The 18,392-nt window shown below is 56.9% G+C and carries 18 protein-coding genes and 1 pseudogene; 12 read left to right on the top strand and 7 right to left on the bottom strand.

The genetic code is table 11. The annotated features are described in order from the left end of the window. Nucleotides 1-2: 2 nt before the first annotated feature. The gene (locus EVC45_RS34875) at nt 3-1,739 is read right to left on the bottom strand and encodes an iron ABC transporter permease (RefSeq protein ID WP_248295377.1); all 1,737 of its coding nucleotides are present in this window, start codon (nt 1,737-1,739) and stop codon (nt 3-5) included. A 310-nt stretch (nt 1,740-2,049) separates the two neighbouring features. Here EVC45_RS34875 and EVC45_RS34870 point away from each other — a divergent pair, with 310 nt between their 5' ends. Next, complete coding sequence (locus EVC45_RS34870) at nt 2,050-3,849, top strand: ethanolamine ammonia-lyase reactivating factor EutA (RefSeq protein WP_129962696.1); 1,800 nt, start codon at nt 2,050-2,052, stop codon at nt 3,847-3,849. 21 nt (nt 3,850-3,870) lie between these two features. Here EVC45_RS34870 and nikR read toward each other — a convergent pair whose 3' ends face one another. After that, nucleotides 3,871-4,305: a nickel-responsive transcriptional regulator NikR gene (gene nikR, locus EVC45_RS34865; protein WP_168991593.1), complete on the bottom strand. Its 435-nt coding sequence runs from the start codon at nt 4,303-4,305 to the stop codon at nt 3,871-3,873. Between the two features lie 197 nt (nt 4,306-4,502). Here nikR and EVC45_RS34860 point away from each other — a divergent pair, with 197 nt between their 5' ends. The 3 genes and pseudogenes from EVC45_RS34860 to EVC45_RS47105 all read left to right on the top strand — a co-directional run bounded on the left by EVC45_RS34860 (nt 4,503) and on the right by EVC45_RS47105 (nt 6,055). Next, nucleotides 4,503-5,552, top strand: a complete 1,050-nt coding sequence (locus EVC45_RS34860) for a HoxN/HupN/NixA family nickel/cobalt transporter (RefSeq protein ID WP_129962694.1) — start codon at nt 4,503-4,505, stop codon at nt 5,550-5,552. A 61-nt stretch (nt 5,553-5,613) separates the two neighbouring features. Next, a pseudogene (locus tag EVC45_RS48025) lies at nt 5,614-5,745 on the top strand (porin); the annotation flags it as partial. Nucleotides 5,746-5,797: 52 nt separating this feature from the next. Beyond that, nucleotides 5,798-6,055: a porin gene (locus EVC45_RS47105; RefSeq protein WP_248295376.1), complete on the top strand. Its 258-nt coding sequence runs from the start codon at nt 5,798-5,800 to the stop codon at nt 6,053-6,055. Between the two features lie 47 nt (nt 6,056-6,102). On the opposite strand, the gene EVC45_RS34850 is transcribed toward EVC45_RS47105, so the two are convergent. The 4 genes from EVC45_RS34850 to EVC45_RS34835 all read right to left on the bottom strand — a co-directional run bounded on the left by EVC45_RS34850 (nt 6,103) and on the right by EVC45_RS34835 (nt 9,733). Next, entirely contained in the window at nt 6,103-6,636 is a 534-nt protein-coding gene (locus EVC45_RS34850; protein WP_129962692.1) for a chromate transporter, read from the bottom strand. Continuing rightward, the gene (locus tag EVC45_RS34845; RefSeq protein WP_168991592.1) at nt 6,637-7,206 is read right to left on the bottom strand and encodes a chromate transporter; all 570 of its coding nucleotides are present in this window, start codon (nt 7,204-7,206) and stop codon (nt 6,637-6,639) included. It abuts the gene before it with no gap. 248 nt (nt 7,207-7,454) lie between these two features. After that, the gene (locus EVC45_RS34840; protein WP_248295375.1) at nt 7,455-8,714 is read right to left on the bottom strand and encodes an MFS transporter; all 1,260 of its coding nucleotides are present in this window, start codon (nt 8,712-8,714) and stop codon (nt 7,455-7,457) included. A 113-nt stretch (nt 8,715-8,827) separates the two neighbouring features. Further along, complete coding sequence (locus EVC45_RS34835) at nt 8,828-9,733, bottom strand: IclR family transcriptional regulator (RefSeq protein ID WP_248295374.1); 906 nt, start codon at nt 9,731-9,733, stop codon at nt 8,828-8,830. Between the two features lie 227 nt (nt 9,734-9,960). Between EVC45_RS34835 and EVC45_RS34830 the strand changes: the two genes are divergently transcribed. The 5 genes from EVC45_RS34830 (at nt 9,961) to EVC45_RS34810 (ending at nt 14,259) form a co-directional block, all read left to right on the top strand. Further along, a complete protein-coding gene (locus tag EVC45_RS34830; protein ID WP_129962690.1) occupies nt 9,961-10,986 on the top strand; it encodes an ABC transporter substrate-binding protein in 1,026 nt (341 codons plus the stop codon). Between the two features lie 14 nt (nt 10,987-11,000). Continuing rightward, nucleotides 11,001-11,828 (top strand): ABC transporter ATP-binding protein, encoded by an 828-nt coding sequence (locus tag EVC45_RS34825; RefSeq protein ID WP_129962689.1) that lies wholly within the window; start codon nt 11,001-11,003, stop codon nt 11,826-11,828. 62 nt (nt 11,829-11,890) lie between these two features. Beyond that, nucleotides 11,891-12,619: an ABC transporter permease gene (locus EVC45_RS34820; RefSeq protein WP_248295373.1), complete on the top strand. Its 729-nt coding sequence runs from the start codon at nt 11,891-11,893 to the stop codon at nt 12,617-12,619. A gap of 2 nt (nt 12,620-12,621) precedes the next feature. After that, on the top strand, nt 12,622-13,305 hold the full coding sequence (locus EVC45_RS34815) for a class II aldolase/adducin family protein (protein WP_306770824.1): 684 nt from the start codon (nt 12,622-12,624) through the stop codon (nt 13,303-13,305). Nucleotides 13,306-13,323: 18 nt separating this feature from the next. Further along, a complete protein-coding gene (locus tag EVC45_RS34810; protein ID WP_129962687.1) occupies nt 13,324-14,259 on the top strand; it encodes a GTP-binding protein in 936 nt (311 codons plus the stop codon). 83 nt (nt 14,260-14,342) lie between these two features. Here EVC45_RS34810 and EVC45_RS34805 read toward each other — a convergent pair whose 3' ends face one another. Continuing rightward, a complete protein-coding gene (locus EVC45_RS34805) occupies nt 14,343-14,669 on the bottom strand; it encodes a non-heme iron oxygenase ferredoxin subunit (RefSeq protein ID WP_129962686.1) in 327 nt (108 codons plus the stop codon). A 155-nt stretch (nt 14,670-14,824) separates the two neighbouring features. Between EVC45_RS34805 and EVC45_RS34800 the strand changes: the two genes are divergently transcribed. The 3 genes from EVC45_RS34800 to EVC45_RS34790 all read left to right on the top strand — a co-directional run bounded on the left by EVC45_RS34800 (nt 14,825) and on the right by EVC45_RS34790 (nt 18,301). After that, on the top strand, nt 14,825-16,114 hold the full coding sequence (locus EVC45_RS34800; protein ID WP_129962685.1) for an aromatic ring-hydroxylating dioxygenase subunit alpha: 1,290 nt from the start codon (nt 14,825-14,827) through the stop codon (nt 16,112-16,114). 128 nt (nt 16,115-16,242) lie between these two features. Then, a complete protein-coding gene (locus tag EVC45_RS34795) occupies nt 16,243-17,280 on the top strand; it encodes a 2Fe-2S iron-sulfur cluster-binding protein (RefSeq protein WP_248295371.1) in 1,038 nt (345 codons plus the stop codon). A 28-nt stretch (nt 17,281-17,308) separates the two neighbouring features. After that, the gene (locus EVC45_RS34790) at nt 17,309-18,301 is read left to right on the top strand and encodes an ABC transporter substrate-binding protein (protein ID WP_129962683.1); all 993 of its coding nucleotides are present in this window, start codon (nt 17,309-17,311) and stop codon (nt 18,299-18,301) included. The last annotated feature ends 91 nt before the right edge of the window (nt 18,302-18,392 follow it).

Genomic DNA, 18,392 nt, shown 5'->3' with positions numbered 1-18,392 from the left:
ACTCAGACCGATTTCACGCCGAACTTGCTGCCCACCCACTGCGCGAACGAGACGAGCGCGAGCAGACCGATCACGAACATGACGCTCAATGCCGACAGTTCGACGTATTGCCCGTTTTGCCACAGTTCCCACACCACGACGGAAATCGTTTCGCTACCGGGGCTGTACAGAAGGATGGAAGCGGACAGTTCACGGATCGACACGATGAACACGTAAATCCAGCCGCCCATCAAACCCGGCTTGAGCAGCGGTAAAACGATACGAAAGAACGTCGTGCCCCAGCCAGAGCCACACATTTGCGCCGATTCTTCGAGTTCCTTTGACAGCTGAACCATCGAGGTTTGCGTATAACGCATCCCGTAGGGCATGAATCGTGTGACATATGCGATCAGGAGAATCCATAACGTGCCGTAGATTCCGATGTTCACGTTAAGGAAGAAGATCATGAATGCGAGACCCAACACGAGACCCGGAAAAACCATCGGAAGCGTTGCAAGGTTATCCAGCAGCCAACGGCCTCGAATCTTCGTTTTGATCACGATCCAGCACACGATGGCGGAAAGCAGCATCACACCCGTTGCGCACGAAAACCCGAGAAGCAAACTGTTGCCGACGGCTTCCTTGAGTTCCGGATAGCTGAATATGTAGCGGTACGAATCGAGCGTCAGGTGACGCAGAGCTTCCATGGACGGCGGCGCGTAAAACTTTTGGAAAGACGACCACAGCAGTACGAGCAGAGGCAGCACCACGATCACGAGCGCATACAGCACAAAGATCGCCGCGGTGAGGTAGCGCCATGCTCCGAGGTCGATTGCGCGTGCACGGAACGCTTTGCCGGTGACCGTCGTGAATTTGCCGCCTTTGGCAAGCAGGCGGCTCTGAATAAAGATGCCGACCGAAGTGATGAGCAGCAGGATGGTTGAATACGAAGCGGCCAGTCCAGTCGGCGTTGGATATTGCTGCAATGCCTCGTAGATCGATGACGTGAGCACCTGAATCTTTACCGGCAATCCGATCAGCGCAGGCACCTCGAACGATTCGACGGCCCGAACGAAGAGGATCAGCACTGTCGAGACGATTGCAGGCACTGCAAGGCGGAATGTGATGCTGAACGTCGTCTTGAACACGCTTGCGCCGCTCATGATGGCGGACTCTTCCAGCGACGGGTCCATGCCACGAAACGCTGCCGACATCAGCAGGAAAGCCATGGGGGAATATTGCAATCCATCGATCCAGATCATCCCGCCCATGCTGTAGATGTTGAACGGCGGATGCGAAAGACCCAACCCGTGCATCAGCGCAACGTTCAGCACGCCGATTTTCGGGCTAGCGAGCAGAATCCAGGCAATCGTGAAGAGGATAGCCGGATTGATGAGCGGAACGACCGTCACGACCGAAAAGAATTGGCGCAAAGGTGTATTGGTGCGCTCGTTGATCCAGGCAAGACCCGAGCCGATAACGAACGAAACGAGTGCGGCACCAATGGCGAATTCCACCGAATTGGCGAAAGCCGACCAGGAGTCGGCGCTGCCGAACGCAATCCGGTAATTGTTGAGGGTAAATACCGAAGGCGTATCTGCACCTTGCGGCGTCATGAAACTCTGCCAAAGCAGGAAACAAAGCGGAATCAACGCCAGTATCGCGACGATGAGGATTGCGCTGCCGACCACCAGCCATTTTGAATCGAGCCGCTTCCAGAATCGGGGCGGCGTATTGGTGACATCAAGTTGAAGCTCCACCAACTCTCTCCTCGCGTAACTTCATTTCGTGTGTTCCTATATACGGAACGGCGTTTCTATATACAGGTCAGCATGCGTATTGGGCGCGCCTGGTTGATATTTGTCAAGTTATAGAGGGTGCGGGTTAGCCCTAAGATGGACAGTTTTAATGGTTCCAGAGTGGCTTTGTTCGTTGTGCAACCGATCAGCGAGGCCATTCTCTCAAAGGGCCGATTCTTATATGTGGATGTGCGTTCCATTTTTGAGCTACTAACGTCGCGTTAGCTACGGTATGATCGCTGCACATACGCAACACAAACCGGAGACGCTTATGTCGAACGATGCAACCGTTCATTCGCTTGACGACCACCTATACGGTTACGATCCTGACCATGAGCACGGTGACGATGCTGATCATGATCACGACCACGATTTTCCAGAGTCCGAAACGAATCAGGAGGCCGTATGGCTGCTTGATAACGTCGTTCTGAACAGCGTAGGTATCGACATCGGTTCGTCGGGTACGCAGCTTGTCTTCTCACGCATCCACATGCGGCGCATCGCTGAGGAGCTTTCAAGCCGTTACATCATCGTGGGGCGCGAACCGATCTATCAGAGCCCGATTTCGCTCACGCCGTATCTGAGCGAGACGCAGATGGATACTCAAGGGCTCGAGCGCATCGTGGCTGCGGCGTACAAGGAAGCCAATCTCGGTCCGGACGACATCGATACGGGTGCGGTAATCCTGACCGGTGAAGCGCTACGTCGCGAGAACAGTGAAGGCATTGCAGATATGCTCGCCGAACAGGGCGGCGAATTCGTCTGCGCGACTGCCGGGCATCACATGGAAGCAATGCTGGCCGTGTATGGTTCGGGTGCGGCCAAGTATTCGCACGAGCATAAAAAGCGCGTGCTCAATGTCGATATCGGCGGCGGCACGACCAAGCTCGGTCTGGTCGATTCCGGCAACGTGATCGGCACGGCGGCAGTCCACCTCGGTGGACGATTGATCGTGACGGACCAGGAAGGGCGCATTACGCGCCTCGACCCGGCAGGCAAGGAACACGCACGGGCAGCGGGATTCGCCTGGGAAATCGGTAGTCAAACGACGCGCGAGCAGCTTGAACGGGTTGCCGACTGGATGGCACAGACGCTTGTGCGTGTACTGGGCGAGCGCTTCACCGCGGATGATCTGAATTCTCTGTTCCTGACCGATCCGATTGCTGATTTGGGCAAGCTGGATGGTCTGATCTTCTCGGGTGGTGTAGGCGAATATGTGTACGAGCGCGAATCGCGCGACTTCCTGGACCTCGGGAAACTTTTCGGCTCTGCGGTGCGTCGGCGCTTGCGAGAAAATCAAGTGCCCTGGCCGCTTCTGCCTGCCATCGAGTGCATTCGCGCGACCGTTCTCGGCGCTTCCGAATACAGCATCCAGTTGAGCGGCAACACCACTTTTATTTCGAATCCGCGCAATCTGCTGCCGCGCAAGAATATGCAGGTCGTGCCGATCGAAGAACGCATGCCCGAAGTGATCGACCCGGCGGCGGTCGTCGAGTCGCTGCGCAAGAGCTTCCAGCGCTACGACCTGAAAGAGGGTGAGCAGGACGTGGCAATCGTGGTGCGCTGGGCGGGGCCGCCGGAATATTCGCGTCTGGCTGCGCTCGCGCGCGGGCTGATTGACGCAAATCCATCGACCGTCGCTGCCGGCAAGCCGCTATACGTCATCGCTGATGGTGACATTGCCAATTCGCTCGGCAACCTGCTGCGCGAAACACTGGAAGGAAACGACCTTTTCGTGATCGATGGCGTTTCGCTGCGAGGGCTCGATTACGTCGATCTGGGCCGCATCCGTATGCCGTCGCGCACCGTGCCTGTGACGGTCAAATCACTCATGTTCAGCGAAGACCCGAGCCTGCACGGTAAGTCCGATACGTCCGAATGGCATACGCACGAGGATGGCACCGTACATCGTCATCATCACCACGTAACCGCAGGCAAGCATCAACATCACGACCATGCACACGCACACGGCCATCACCATCATCACGATCATGACCATAGTCACGGCGCTGATCACGGGCATCACCACCATGCGGATCACGCGCATGACCACTCGAGCAGTCACGACTAAGCGCTGAAGCAACACACGCCGTCACACGTGCAGATGCTCGTGTGGCGGCGCACTCTCTTCCATCAGCGGCATCAGATGCAGGTTGCTGTTGCGCACGCCACGCTGTGACGCAAGCGACCATGCGAACTGCTGAATCGTATCCACTTCGCCGCGCAGCACGATCACTTCCAGGCAATTGTCGTGATCGAGATAAATGCGACTGCTGCTAACGATCAGCGCGTGTTGTGCGTGATACGCATCCGATAGGCGCTGCGCGAGCTCGCGTACGCCGTGCTCAAAGACGATGGTCAACGTGCCGACACATTGCGCGTGGGCATCGGCCAACAATTCCTTTGAACGATGGGCGCGCAGGATGTCACGTAGCGCCTCTGAGCGGCTGTTGTAGGCGTGCCGCTTCATCGTGTCGTCTAGCCTCGCGAGCAGGAAATCGTCGATCGTAATCGTGATGCGTTGCATGTCGGCTATCCATTTCGCGGACGTTGTGTCTTGACACCACCTTAGCATAGCCCTCATTATTCTCACAGATCGTTCCGGATAAAGATATTTGGTTCCCATATACGGAACAAGCATTTTTCGACAAGAGTATGAGGATTCTTTGGATAAGTATGCGTGATGTGCGGTTCGCGTATGACGATCTTTCGGTGGAGACGTGAATGATGAGATTCCTGAAGTTCCTGTTCAACGATGCCGGCGCGAATATTCGAGGCCGAATCGCTGCGATGTATGCGCTGCTGGCCGTCTTCAATGTCGGAGCGTGGGCGTGGGCATTCATCGCGTTTCACGGCCAGTCGGTACTGCTCGGTACGGCCTTTCTTGCCTACAGCTTTGGGCTGCGTCACGCGGTCGACGCCGACCATATCGCCGCCATTGACAATGCGACCCGCAAGCTCATGCAGGAAGGGCAGCGGCCGGTGACGGTTGGTTTCATGTTCTCTCTGGGTCATTCAACCATCGTCATCGCTGCAACCGCTGCGATCGCAGCTACGGCCATGGCGTTGCAACATCGCTTCGAGGCGTTTCAGGAGATCGGCGGCGTGATCGGCACGCTGGTATCGGCCGGATTCCTGTTCGTGATCGCCGCAATCAATCTCATCGTGCTCAAATCCGTGTTCGCTACATTTATGCGCGTGCGCCGGGGCGAGCGTTATGACGAAGAAGATTTGAACCTGCTGCTCGCCAATCGCGGCCTGCTCGCGCGCATTTTCAAACCGATGTTCCGCCTGATTACGCGCGGCTGGCATATGTACCCGCTCGGGGTGCTCTTCGGACTCGGCTTTGATACGGCATCCGAGATCGGATTGCTCAGTGTTTCGGCTACCCAGACGTCACACGGCGTGCCTATCTGGTCGATCATGGTATTTCCCGCACTATTCATGGCAGGAATGTCGCTCATTGACGCGACCGACAGCATCCTGATGCTGGGCGCGTACGGCTGGGCGTTCATGAAGCCGATCCGCAAGCTCTACTACAACATGACGATCACGTTGGTCTCGGCGGTTGTCGCAATCGGCGTTGGCGGGGTAGAAGCACTAGGCCTGATCGCGGACAAGTTGCATCTGAACGGCGCGTTCTGGGACGGAATCGGTGCGATCGGAGATAACTTCGGGATGCTCGGCTATGCAATTATCGGATTGTGCGCGTTCATCTGGCTCGCTTCTACAATCGTCTACAAATGGCGGCGTTTCGATGAAGTAGAAGTGTAATCACGATTGGCGGAAAGGAACAATAAACGCCTTCGTCGTGGAATCGACCGTCATTGGCTTGATGGCAGCACTTGGCGCAGTCGGTTCGACCGCGCTGGCTCAAAACAGGGTAACCCTGTACGGTGAAATCGATGCTAGCGCCGTCTGGGTGAACAATGTCGGCGGTGGGCATGCATTTCAGTTGGCATCAGGTCTGATCGACGGCATTTTTTGCGGCATGCAAGGTTCTGAGGACTTGGGCGGTGGTGGAAATCAACGAAACGTGGCAAGCGGGCGCTGCGCTGTCACCTTGCGGCATGTACACGTACACGATAGGTACGGACGCGCATTGGAATCAGGCTGCACTGCAAGCCGATTACACGCTGTCGAAGCGCACTGATTTATACATTGAAGCGATCTATCAGTGTGCTTCGGCCGGAGCACCGGCGGTCATCAATTCGATCATGGCTTCGAGCGGGAGCAGCCAGTTGTCGATCGCGGCGGGCATTCGCCATCACTTCTGAGATCTCGACGCAAAAACGGGCAGCATCCGCAGCCTGTTTTCGTTCCGTCAGAGCGGCATGTAGAACACGGCCACGTAAACTAGCGCTACGGCCGACATCAGAATGTACGGATTGAGCTTGGTGAAATAGACGACGCAAGCGGCAATAGCCGTTGTCGCCCATGCGAGCGTAGTCGCGTGCATGGATTGCATCACCGCGATAGCCCCAGCGAAAATCAGACCAACGGCGACAGGTGCCAGCCCGCGCTCGATGGCGCGACGCCAACGCGTACCTTCGCTCTTATGCCAGAACAGCGTCACGGTCACGAATACCGTCGATGATGGGATATACATAGCGAGCGTCGCAACGATCGCGCCTACAAAGCCTTCCAGATGCCAGCCGATCAGCGCGGAAATGAGGGTGGTCGGCCCAGGGGATACTCGGGAGATAGCAAACAGGTCAGCGAATTCCTGACCCGAAAGCCAGTGGTAGACCGACACGCTTTGAATCTGGATATCGGCAATGATGGTCTGGCCGCCGCCGAACGACAACGCGGAAAGCGGCGCGAACAGAAGAATGATTCGCAGCAGGACGTTATCCATTTAGTTTTCCATAGCAGCGCAAAGAATACTGAGTGGCGCGAGTACTAGCACGACAGGCACGGTAGGCCAATGCAGCACACCGACCGCGACGAACGCGACGACGGCAAACACGTAGCGCAGCAGCTTGCGCTCGATGCGCACCGCGACCTTGGCGCCCATCGAGAACGTCGCGCCGACGCCGGCAGCGGCAATACCGAGCAGCAGGAAGTGCGTGAGCGGATAGCCCGAGAGATGCGTATAGAGCACTGCCAATACGAGCACGACGACAAGGGCCGGCGCAATCATGCCGAGCGCGCCGACAAGCGCGCCGAGCGGCCCGCGCAGACGCTGGCCGACATATAGCGAGACATTGACCGGATTCGCGCCGGGCATGACTTGCGACAGGGTCATACCAGCGACGAAGGCATCGTTATCCAGCCATTTGCGTTCCTCCACGACGGCGCGATAGGACCACGCGGCAGTGCTGCCGCCGAACGACATCACGCTGATCCGCACGAAGGTTGTGAATATGTCCCATAACGCGATTTTTTGCGCTGCGGATGAGGCAGCAGATTCTTCGATGGTAGACATGGCACGAAGTAGACAAGGGGTTGAGTTATGTTCCATATAAGGGAACTGCGTTCTGATGTAGCTCCTATTTGTAGCATGCTGTTCAGATGCCCGGCAATCGGTTTTTGCGCGATCTCTGCGCTCGTTGGGTTACGGAAAATAAAAAAGCGCCGTGCCTATGGGGACACAGCGCCTTGAGGGTAGAAGTTATCGTGAATAAAAAAGGGCACCAAAGGCACCCTAATCAACACCGGGAGATGTATCGGGAATCAGGCTGAGGTGCTCGCCGCGAGTGGGGCACGCTTCTTCGGGTCACGTTGTTCGGGATACACGTATGGCCCGAGACGCATGATCGAGACCACGGCGATCGAAACAAAGACTGAAAACGTCCAGAGGGCGATCCGGTAGGAGTGGGTGAGGTCGAACGAGAGCCCGGATGCGAAGATCATGATGCCGGCGCCCCATCCCCACGCCATCCACATCGCACCACTGACGCGTCCAAACAGGCGCAGGTCGAAGTAGCGGCTGACGATGAACGTGATGATGTCTGCTTCCGCGCCGATCGAAATGCCGATCAGTCCGGCAGCAATCATTGCTGTATAAGAGGTTGCACCCGAGGCGAGAATGAGCACACCGACAAGCGTGAGCGCGAACGACATCGCGGCACAATAGGGCGCGTGAACCCGATCCATCAACCAGCCAGCGAACAGACGGCCAACCGCCGATGTAGAACCGGCGATCGACAGCATCGTTGCAGCAGCCATGACCGTCTCGCCGCGATCGGTCATCATCGGTACGAGCTGAGAGAGCAACGCGAGCAGCACACCGGACACACAGATGATTGAAAGTCCCAACAGACGGAACGTGTGATCGTTGAGGAAAAGTGTCCAGAGCGACGGTAGTTCGTGTCTCGCTGCATGGGTTTTACGCACAAGCTCTTCGTCGACGCCTGGCGGCATCTTGACGAGAAAGTAGAGCGCGGGAACGGAAAACACGGCCATCAACGCAGCGACGCCGAAGTAACCGGCACGCCATCCGAAGTGCATCAGCAGGTAACCCGCATAGTGCGGCATGAACATCGCGCCGACTGCCGTACCGCCGACCATCAAACCGAGCGCCAGACCACGCTGATGATCGAAGCGGGCACAAATGACTTTCGCATAGGGCAGCGCGTTCGTGCTGGGCGCGAACAGACCGACCGCAAGGAATGCCAGTGCGAATATCCATGGAGATGCCGGCAACACACCCACGAGCGCCGTGGACAGCGCAAACAGGATCAGAAATAGCAGGGTAGGACGACGCACCCCCATTTTGTCGATGAGCGAACCGAGAAGGATCGTTCCCGGTCCCATCGAAAACTCGAAGACAGTCAGGCCGAGGGACACCTGTGCGCGGCTCCAGTGATTCTCGGCCGCGATCGCCTTGATAAACATGCCGAACATGAATGCCGACAACACACCTGCACCGACAGAGAGACAGATCGCACCGCCGACTACCGTCCACCATCGATTAATGTCGCGTTTCAACATATTCTCCTTGCTACGGCCGAGTGCAGAAAGCTTTGCTACGAGCGGCGTCAAACGCCGCTACCGCCAGATTTTGCAAGGATCGAGCGAATACCGCATGCCCCACCGGGGCAATCTCAACGGTGATAGCCGAGAGTTGCAGATATGCCGTCGGCGGCGCCGATCAAATGAGGCACCGCTGCACGCAGCGCCTTCTTCGTGAGACGTTGCGCAGGTCCGCCGAAACCGATCGCTGCGACCACATTGCCCGTAGTGTCACGCACGGGCGCAGCAATGCCGCGCATGCCGACTTCCGATTCCTCGTCATCGATCGCATAACCGTCGCGACGCACTTCCTCGAGCGTTTTCAGAAACACTTGCGTATCCGTGTTCGTCTTGGGCGTTTGCGCAACGAGTCCCTGCCTGATCGCGCGCGAAACGATATCCGGTGTGCTGAACGCGAGCAGTACGTGCCCTTCCGCTGTATAGCAGGCAGATTTGCGCACGCCGATATACGAGCGCATACGGATTGCCTGTTCGCTCTCCAGGTTGAACATGTAAACGACGCTCGTATCATCCAGAATCGCAAGGTGTACGGTTTCGTCGGTCTGTTTGCGCAACACGTGCAAGAACGGCAGCGCCTGTTTTGTCACGTCGAAACGTCGGCGCACGAGGCCGCCAAGGGTGAACAATTGGACGCCGAGGCGATAACGGCCGTTATCCGGGTTCTGTTCCAGCATTCCCTCAGCGAGCAACGCAGCGCACAGGCGATGCACGGTGCTCTTTGCGAGGCTCATGCGCTTGGACAATACGCTGATGCCCAGCTCGGGCTCCTCTTCGGAAAATAACTTCAGTAGCCGCAATGCCGCCGTGACCGATGACAGCCTGCGCGGTCCATCCTGTTCCGCTTCCGTTTCATTGTTCAGCATGGCTTTCGCGTCCAATTTACCCATCCTCCAAATCTCGCGCCCCATAGTCACGGACCGCAATCTTCTATTTATAAGCGCGACCGGACGTATTCCGGCGGCGCTCTCTCCCGACACATGCGGACTAACCCTAGGCCCGTCCCGTTTGCCTTGACTTTTGCATCTGATCAAAGGGAAACTCAATTCGTTCCATTATAACACGTATGGTTCCGTATATAGGAACATATTTTTGGGCGTAGGAGTTAAGGGTAGCACCACTTGTGCCGAATCCCAAAACTGATGTAGTGCACCCGATAGCCATAAAAATCTAATCAAGGAGACAGGCAGTGAGAGGCATCAGGATTATGGGCGCGGCGCTGGCCATGTGTTTCATGCTGGGCTCGGCCGCAGCGGTCGCCGCAGGCTTGCAGACCGTTCATGTGGGAATTGCGGATGCAAGCAGTGATGTCGTGTTCTTCATTGCCGACAAGAAAGGCTACTTCCGCGCCGAAGGCATCGACGCGAAATTCATTCCGTTCGATTCCGGAGCGAAAATGGTTGCCCCGCTCGGTTCCGGGCAACTGGAGGTCGCCGGCGGCTCTCCGTCCGCAGGGCTTTACAACGCCGTAACGCGCGGCATCGGTATCAAGATCGTTGCGGACAAGGGATCGACCCCGCCGGGCTATGGTTATCAGCCGTTGCTCGTGCGTGCGGATCTCGTCAAGAGCGGTCGTTACAAGACGCTTGCAGACCTGAAAGGCATGAAGATTGCCGGTAGCGCAACCGGCAGCGCTTCTACCTCCACGATGAACGAAGCGCTCAAAAGAGCAGGTCTTAAACCGGGTGACGTTGAGCGCGTCTATCTCGGCTTTCCTCAGCACGTGATGGCGCTCGAAAACAAGGCCGTTGACGCATCTCTGACAACCGAGCCTTCCGCTACGCAGGCTGTTCGCAGTGGTGCGGCCATCCGGGTGATGGGCGATGACCAGATTTACCCGAATCATCAGCTTGCCGTCCTGCTCTATTCGGACACGTTCATCCACGCTCATCCGGACACGGCCAAGGCGTTCATGCGTGCCTATCTGCGCGCGGCGCGCGATTACAACGATGCGCTCAAGGAAGGCAAGATCGCGGGCCCGAACGCGGACGAGGTGATTTCGATCCTGACTCAGTACACGTCAATCAAGGATGCCTCGCTCTATCGCAGCATCGTTCCTCAAGGCACGAATCCCGATGGCAAGCTCAACATCGCGAGCCTTGAGAATGACCTGTCGTACTTCAAGAGTCACGGCGACGTGAAGGGTAACGTCACGGTGTCCCAGCTCGTCGATCCGTCATTCGCGGAAGCAGCAGACGCGGCGCTTGGCCCGTACCAGCCGCGTACGAAATAACAGGAACGTGTTTTATGGCAACGATTGATTCACGCACGATAGAAGACGTGTCCGTGAAGATCCGGCTCAGCAATCTCACGAAATCGTTCGAGACGGCAGGCGGCACGGTGACGGCGCTCGACAATATTTCGCTCGAAATCCCTACCGGCTGTTTTTTCATGATCGTTGGGCCATCCGGTTGCGGCAAAACTACGCTGCTGCGTATCCTTGCGAATCTCGAATCTCCTACGAGCGGAACGGTCGAAATCACGTCGCCCGCTGAGAATCGGCCGGGGAATTCGATGGTTTTCCAGGGCGATTCGCTATTTCCGTGGATGACGGTGTTCAACAATGCAGCTTATGGGCTGACGCTTCGCGGTGTGCCAAAGGCGCACATTCGCGAGACGGTTGACTACTACCTTGATCGCACAGGCCTTACCCGGTTTGCGAAGGCTTATCCTCATCAACTCTCGGGCGGTATGCGGCAACGCGTTTCGATCGTCCGTGCGTTCGCGAACGATCCGGACATCCTGTTGATGGATGAACCATTCTCGGCGCTCGATGAACAGAACAAGCTTCTGTTGCAGGAGGAATTGCTTCGCATCTGGGATGAAACGCGAAAAACGGTGCTGTTCATCACACACAGCGTGGACGAAGCGGCGACGTTGGGGGACCGCATCATGATCATGACAGCGCAGCCTGGTCGCGCGAAACGCATCATTAACGTTCCTTTCCAGCGGCCACGTTCGGTGCTTGAACTGCGTGCACAACCGGACTACGGGGAATTTGTTTATTCAATCTGGGCCGAATTGCGCGAGGAAGTCGAGCGCGTGCGTTCGCGCGACCTCGGTGTGAGAGCATGAGTACTATTTTGAGCACTACGCCGTCAAAACGACGCAAAGTAAGTAAGGTGCAACGCGATCGAATGATCAGTATTGCGTCGCCCATTTTGCTACTGCTGCTATGGCAGGCCGCAGCGCAGACGGGTCTCATTGATGTGCGCTTCTTCCCTGCGCCCACGCAGATCTTCAGCACCTTTATCGCGCTCGTCAAGGACGGCTCGCTATGGGTTAACACCTCAGCGACGCTTCTGCGTCTCTTGTGGGGCGGATTGATCGGCGGCATTCCTGCACTGCTGCTCGGTGTTGCAACCGGTCTGTCGAAGCCGCTGCGCGCCGTATTCGAACCTCTGATTGCTGCAACCTATCCGGTTCCGAAGAGCGCGATCTTTCCGCTGCTAATGCTGATTTGCGGTCTTGGCGAAGCGTCGAAAATCGCGATGGTCGCCATTGGCGTCTTTTATCCGATGCTCATCAATACGACTACGGGCGTGCTCGAAATCAACAAGATCTATCTGGACGTGGGCCGCAACTTTCGCGCGAATCCATGGCAGGTATTTCGTACTATCGCACTGCCCGGCGCCGTGCCGCACATCATGAGCGGTATCAAGCTGGGTTTCGGTCTGGGCCTCATGCTGATCGCCATTGCCGAAATGATCGGCTCGAAAAGCGGTCTAGGCTACATGATCTGGAATGCGTGGGAATTGCTTTCGGTCGAACAGATGTATGTGGGCTTGATTGTTATTGCCATCCTCGGCTACGGCATCTCGCTGCTGCTGAACGAAATTGAACGCAAGCTGATTCCTTGGAAGTGAACATGATGAGTGAATATATGCAGCAGAAAAGAGAGCTCGTCGACGCAATCCTGATGCTCGAACGCGCCGAAGTGATCGACTTCAACGGTCACTTTAGCTGGCGTCTTCCGGGCCTGGACCACATGTTGATCAATTCGGGCGCATCGGTGCGTAGCGCATTGACCGTGGATGACATCGTGACGATCGATTTCGACGGCAACCTGATTGAAGGCGATGCAGTCCCGCCGATGGAGTTCCACATTCACTCGGAGATCTATCGCCAACGTCCCGACGTCAATTCGGTCGTGCATACGCACCCTACCTGGTCCACGCTCTTCAGCATGACCGGTAATGCCGTGAAACCGGTGATCATGCAGGCGTCGGTGCTCGGTGAGATTCAGCAGTTCCCGAAGACTGCTTCGATCAACAAAAAACCTCTCGGTGAAGAACTGGCGGAATGTCTCGGCGCACACCGCGTCGCCATGCTCAAATCGCACGGCGCGGTGATCGCGGCCGAAGGCATTCTTGAAGCGTTCGTGCTCGCGTTTTATCTCGAAGAGAACGCGCATCGTCAGTATCTTGCGCAACAAATCGGTGAGCCGATGGTTCTTTCGCCAGAACAGGTCGAAACGATCGGTCGTAACCTGTGGAAACCGAATCTGCTGCAAAAAGTGTGGGCCTATCATGCCGGCAAGCTCCGCGCGTAATGGAATCCGGCGTCAAACATGCACCGCGAACGCATACCGATCTATGTGATGACCGGCTTTCTCGGCAGCGGGAAGTCTGCGCTGCTTGCACGCTGGATGAAGGAAGTGCCGTTTTCGAACGCGGCACTTATCGTCAACGAAATTGGTGAAGTAGACCTTGATCATGCGACACCTGGATTTGCAGCCGATACGTCGACGCTGCTCGCAGAAGCGTGCGTATGTTGTAACGGACTGCCGGCGCTGAACGAAGCACTTGAAACGCTATTCTGGGCACGACTGCATCGCAGCATCCCACGCTTCGGAATGGTGGTGATCGAAACGACCGGGCTGGCTGATCCGGGTCCGCTTATCGCGTCACTGACACTGAATTCGCTCGTGAAAGAGCGCTATTGCATCGCCGGTACGTTCACGACGATTGCGGCGCATCACGCGGCCACCAAGCTCGCACGCTTTGACGAGGCGCGTGCGCAGTTGCGGGCTGCAGATGTGGTGATCCTCACTCATACGGATCTTGCAGACCAGGTAGAAGTCGATGCTACGGAATCGCTAATAGCCGACCATTACGCTGGCTCGCACATTCTGCATTCGGCTAACGGCAGTCTCCGGCTACATGACGCGCTCACGCCGATTTTTCGGCCTGCGAAGCGCGCTGAGCGCGCCGTCGTTCCTGACGTACCTCTTTCGCGATTGACTCGTACGCATGGGGCGATTACACATTTCGTCGCGATGGACGACGTGCCGGATAGCAGCGCACTGTGTACGCGCTTACGCGAACTGACATCGCAGTACGGCGAATCGCTTTTGCGGTTAAAGGGTTGCGTGCGGCTAAGAAATGGACGTTCGCCCGTCATAGTGCAATTCGTGCTCGGCGACAGGTTCGCGCAGATCGCGGAGGCGACATCAGCTATGGCAGGCGTGAAGAGCGGCCTGACCTTGGTCGTGAAGAGAAAGTAGAGGTCGTGCACTGACAAAGCTATTTGACGCCGCGGGGGAGGGCATGCGCCAGGCATCTTTTGAATGTGCCTGGCGCATCTATTTCATTCGCCATCCGTTTCGATCACGATCATGCCATCGTCGACGTGCGTCTTGTACGTCTTGAGGGGAATCATGCACGGCGGCGCGACAACTTCGCCGGTCTTGATATTGAACGAACCGTTGTGGAAATCGCATTCCACGGTGTCGCCATCGATATAGCCTTCTGACAACGAGCCCGGACCATGCGTGCAGGTGTCGTTCGTTACGAAATATTCGCCCTGGATGTTGAATACGGCGAGCGTCAGGCCGTTCTTTTCGACCTTGATCGCTTTTCCTTCAGCTACGTCTGCTGCGTGGCAGAGGTGAGCAAATGCACAAGCGTGACTCATAGGGAATCTCCATCGTTGACATGTTGTGGGTCCAATGATAACTTTGTTCTTGTGTTGTGAACAGCGTTCTGTATAAAAGAACGCAAGACGCAAGCAGATTGCAAGCGTCACTAAACTGCGTCGCGCGAGAAAACAGCAACCTTGAGGGACATACCATGTTGAGAAAAGAACAAAACGATCTCGTCACACAAACCGGTCCCGGCACGCCGATGGGCGAACTATTCCGTCGTTACTGGCTGCCGGCGCTTCTGTCGGAAGAGCTGGCGCAACCGGGCGGCGAACCGGTTCGCCTGCAACTGCTCTCGGAACGCATGCTTGCGTTCCGGGATTCGGAAGGCAAGCTGGGCTTGATCGATGAGTTCTGCGCACACCGTGGCGTGTCGCTATGGTTCGGCCGTAATGAGGAAGGCGGTATTCGCTGTCCGTACCACGGCTGGAAATACGACGTGACCGGTCAGTGCACCGAGGTGCCGTCCGAAGCGAAGGAAAGCGGCTACGCGCAAAGGATCAAGCTGAAATCGTATCCGCTCGTCGAACAGGGCGGCGTCATTTGGGTCTACATGGGGCCGGCCGATCAGCAGCCGCCTCTGCCTGCATGGGAATTCTCGACCGTGCCGACATCCCAGTCGTTCATGAGCAAGCGGATCCAGGAATGCAACTGGTTGCAGGCACTCGAAGGCGGCATCGATTCGAGTCACGTTTCGTTCCTGCACAGCGGTAGCCTCAACTCCGATCCACTGTTCAAGGGCGCGAAGGGCAACCAGTACAACCTGAACGACCTCTCTCCGGTGTTCGAGGTTCTCGAAGCGCCGGGCGGTCTGGCAATCGGCGTGCGGCGCAATGCGGAGGACGATCAGTATTACTGGCGCATCACGCCGTGGGTCATGCCTTGCTTCACGATGGTTCCTCCGCGCGGCGACCACCCGGTGCACGGCCACTTCTGGGTGCCGATCGATGATCACCATTGCTGGGCCTGGAGCTTCGATTACCATCCCACGCGCGATCTGACGCAAGCAGAAGTGCAGGCGATGAAAGACGGCAAGGGCATTCACGTGCGCTACGTGCCGGGCAGCAACTACGTTCCCGAGCAAAACAAGACGAACAACTATCTGATGGACCGGGCAGCACAGAGGGCAGGCACGACGTACAGCGGTGTCGAAGGCATCGCCATGCAGGACGCTTCGCTTCAGGAGAGCATGGGGCCGATCCAGGATCGTACGAGAGAGAACCTGGTGGGCACCGACAACGGCATCATCATGATGCGCAGCCGAATTATGAAGTCTGCACGTGCACTCGTCGAAAACGGCACGCTGCCGCCGGGCCGTGATCCGGAGTCGCAGAAGGTTCGTTCGGTCGCCATTCTACTCAAGCGTGAAACGCCGTTCAGCGAAGGCGCACGCGAGGCGATGATCGCGGAAGAAGGCAAGAAGCACCAATCGATCTGAGTTTGTAGTTCCGCTGTTCAAATGGGTATTCGTTCGATCCGTGAAAAATCTGGCGGTAACGGCGTAAGAAGCCGCGGTTCTTTCGTGTAAGCCACCAGCAAATAGGCGAAAAGTGCGAATACTTCGACATGAATGAGACTCTCGTGAATAACCAGAAACATCGCATCACGCTCGCGGGTACTGATCAGTCGTTCGAATGTGCCAACGATGACGTGCTGTTGCGATCGGCACTTCGTAACCACATCGCATTTCCGTACGAGTGCAACGTAGGTGCGTGCGGTAATTGCAAATTCGAACTGATCGAAGGTGACGTTGACGCCAAATGGCCCGAGGCACCTGGTTGGACAGCGAAGGATCGGGAGCGCCGTCGTTATCTCGGCTGTCAGAGCGTGCCGCGAGGCGATTGCACAATCAAGTTGCGTCCCAATCAGCACTACGCGCCCATCCATCAACCGAAGCGCGTGACGGGTACGCTCACATCGCGCCGCCCCGTTACGCACGACATCGGAGAGTTCCGTTTCGAGCTTTCGGATGACATGCGATTCGAACCAGGACAATACGCACTACTGGCGCTCCCCGGTGTTCACGGTCAACGAGCCTATTCGATGAGCAACATCGTTCACGGCTCGGATGCAAAGGTCCTCGATTTCCAGGTGCGCCGCGTACCGAATGGTCAGGGTAGTAATGCGCTCTTCGACAAACTGGCGACGGGCGAGCAGATCGAGATCGATGGCCCCTACGGTATGGCTTATCTGCGTCGGCACGTGAAGCGTGACATTCTGTGTCTCGCCGGCGGTTCGGGCCTTGCCCCGATGATATCGATTGCGCGCGGCGTGGCCGCAGACCAGGAAATGCAGGACGTCAAACTGCACTTCCTGTACGGCGGTCGTACGCCGCGCGATGTGTGCGGACGTGACATGCTCGAAGCGCTCGAGCGTTTCGGCAAGCATCTTCATTTCGACGCGGCCGTTTCGGATGCGGGTGGCGACCCATGGGACGGTCACACTGGCTATGTGCACGAACTGGCCGAGTCGTTGTTCGGTGACAGCCTGCGCGACATGGAAATCTACTTTGCGGGTCCTCCTGCGATGGGCCAGGCGATCCAGAAGATGCTGCTGGCGCGCAAGGTGTCGTTCGAACAGGTGCACTTCGACCAGTTCTATTGATATTTCTTCACTTCTTCAAGGAGACAGTGTGAGCAAGTTGCAGCTTTCAGTTGCGGTCGGCCCCTATGACCGTATGCGCCCGCTCGTCGATGGTGAAGTGCAGATCGAGGGTGTCGATCCGACGTTCATGTTGCAGGAACCGGAAGAGATCTTTTTTCGCGCGCTGCGTCATGCGGATTACGACATCTGCGAACTGTCGCTGAGCAGCTATTCGGTGAAGACCGCAGCCGGTACGTCGGCTTACGTGGCTATTCCGGTATTTCCGTCGCGAGCGTTTCGGCACACGTCGGTGTATGTGAACGTGAACGCGGGTATCAACAAACCGGAAGATCTGAAGGGCAAACGCATCGGCGTACCCGAATACCAGTTGACGGCCAACGTGTGGGTGCGCCTGTTCCTCGAAGAGGAGTACGACATCAAGGCGTCGGATGTCACGTGGGTGCGCGGTGGTTACGAAGACCCGACACGCGTCGAAAAAGTCAGCCTGAATCTGCCCAAAGATGTGGAACTGGTGAATGCTCCCGAAGGCAAAACGATTTCCGGCATGCTCGAAGCCGCCGAAATCGATGCGCTGATCGGCCCGCGCGCACCGTCGTGTTTCGATCGCGGCTCCCCGAACGTGAAGTATCTGTTCGATGATCCGCAGGCAGAAGCGGTGGCCTGGTATCGCAAAACGAAGCTATTCCCGATCATGCACACGCTCGGCATCCGGCGCACGCTCGTTGAACGGCATCCGTGGCTGCCGATGTCGGTGATGAAGGCCTTCGAGAAATCGAAAGCGATCGCGCTGCACCGCCTGACCGATACCTCGGCTACGAAGGTGACATTGCCGTTTATCGAGACTCAGCTTCGCGCCGCGCGTGAATTGATGGGTGACGATTTCTGGTCGTACGGTTTCGCCGTGAACGAACATACGCTCAACCGATTCCTGACGCAGCATTACGCGGAAGGACTGTCGAGCCGCCTGCTGAAAGCGCAGGATCTCTTCCATCCGGCGAGCCTCGAAAGCTTCAGCATTTAGTCGGTCTTCAAGAAAGCCGGGAAAATCCCCGGCGATTTTGTCTTCGATCGAGTGAAACCATCATCATGCAACAGCTCCTGCGGTCCTTTGT

Source organism: Paraburkholderia sp. UYCP14C (assembly GCF_004197395.1).
Taxonomy (GTDB): Bacteria; Pseudomonadota; Gammaproteobacteria; order Burkholderiales; family Burkholderiaceae; genus Paraburkholderia.
The sequence above is the reverse complement of the archived record's forward strand: the minus strand, read 5'-3'. Positions and strand labels throughout refer to the sequence as shown.

Excerpts from the sequence above, each read along its gene's own strand:
- EVC45_RS34870 (WP_129962696.1), top strand. The coding sequence starts at position 2,050 with ATGTCGAACGATGCAACCGTTCATTCGCTTGACGACCACCTATACGGT.
- nikR (WP_168991593.1), bottom strand. The coding sequence starts at position 4,305 with ATGCAACGCATCACGATTACGATCGACGATTTCCTGCTCGCGAGGCTA.
- EVC45_RS34860 (WP_129962694.1), top strand. The coding sequence starts at position 4,503 with ATGATGAGATTCCTGAAGTTCCTGTTCAACGATGCCGGCGCGAATATT.
- EVC45_RS34850 (WP_129962692.1), bottom strand. The coding sequence starts at position 6,636 with ATGGATAACGTCCTGCTGCGAATCATTCTTCTGTTCGCGCCGCTTTCC.
- EVC45_RS34845 (WP_168991592.1), bottom strand. The coding sequence starts at position 7,206 with ATGTCTACCATCGAAGAATCTGCTGCCTCATCCGCAGCGCAAAAAATC.
- EVC45_RS34840 (WP_248295375.1), bottom strand. The coding sequence starts at position 8,714 with ATGTTGAAACGCGACATTAATCGATGGTGGACGGTAGTCGGCGGTGCG.
- EVC45_RS34830 (WP_129962690.1), top strand. The coding sequence starts at position 9,961 with ATGGGCGCGGCGCTGGCCATGTGTTTCATGCTGGGCTCGGCCGCAGCG.
- EVC45_RS34825 (WP_129962689.1), top strand. The coding sequence starts at position 11,001 with ATGGCAACGATTGATTCACGCACGATAGAAGACGTGTCCGTGAAGATC.
- EVC45_RS34820 (WP_248295373.1), top strand. The coding sequence starts at position 11,891 with ATGATCAGTATTGCGTCGCCCATTTTGCTACTGCTGCTATGGCAGGCC.
- EVC45_RS34815 (WP_306770824.1), top strand. The coding sequence starts at position 12,622 with ATGATGAGTGAATATATGCAGCAGAAAAGAGAGCTCGTCGACGCAATC.
- EVC45_RS34810 (WP_129962687.1), top strand. The coding sequence starts at position 13,324 with ATGCACCGCGAACGCATACCGATCTATGTGATGACCGGCTTTCTCGGC.
- EVC45_RS34805 (WP_129962686.1), bottom strand. The coding sequence starts at position 14,669 with ATGAGTCACGCTTGTGCATTTGCTCACCTCTGCCACGCAGCAGACGTA.
- EVC45_RS34800 (WP_129962685.1), top strand. The coding sequence starts at position 14,825 with ATGTTGAGAAAAGAACAAAACGATCTCGTCACACAAACCGGTCCCGGC.
- EVC45_RS34795 (WP_248295371.1), top strand. The coding sequence starts at position 16,243 with ATGAATGAGACTCTCGTGAATAACCAGAAACATCGCATCACGCTCGCG.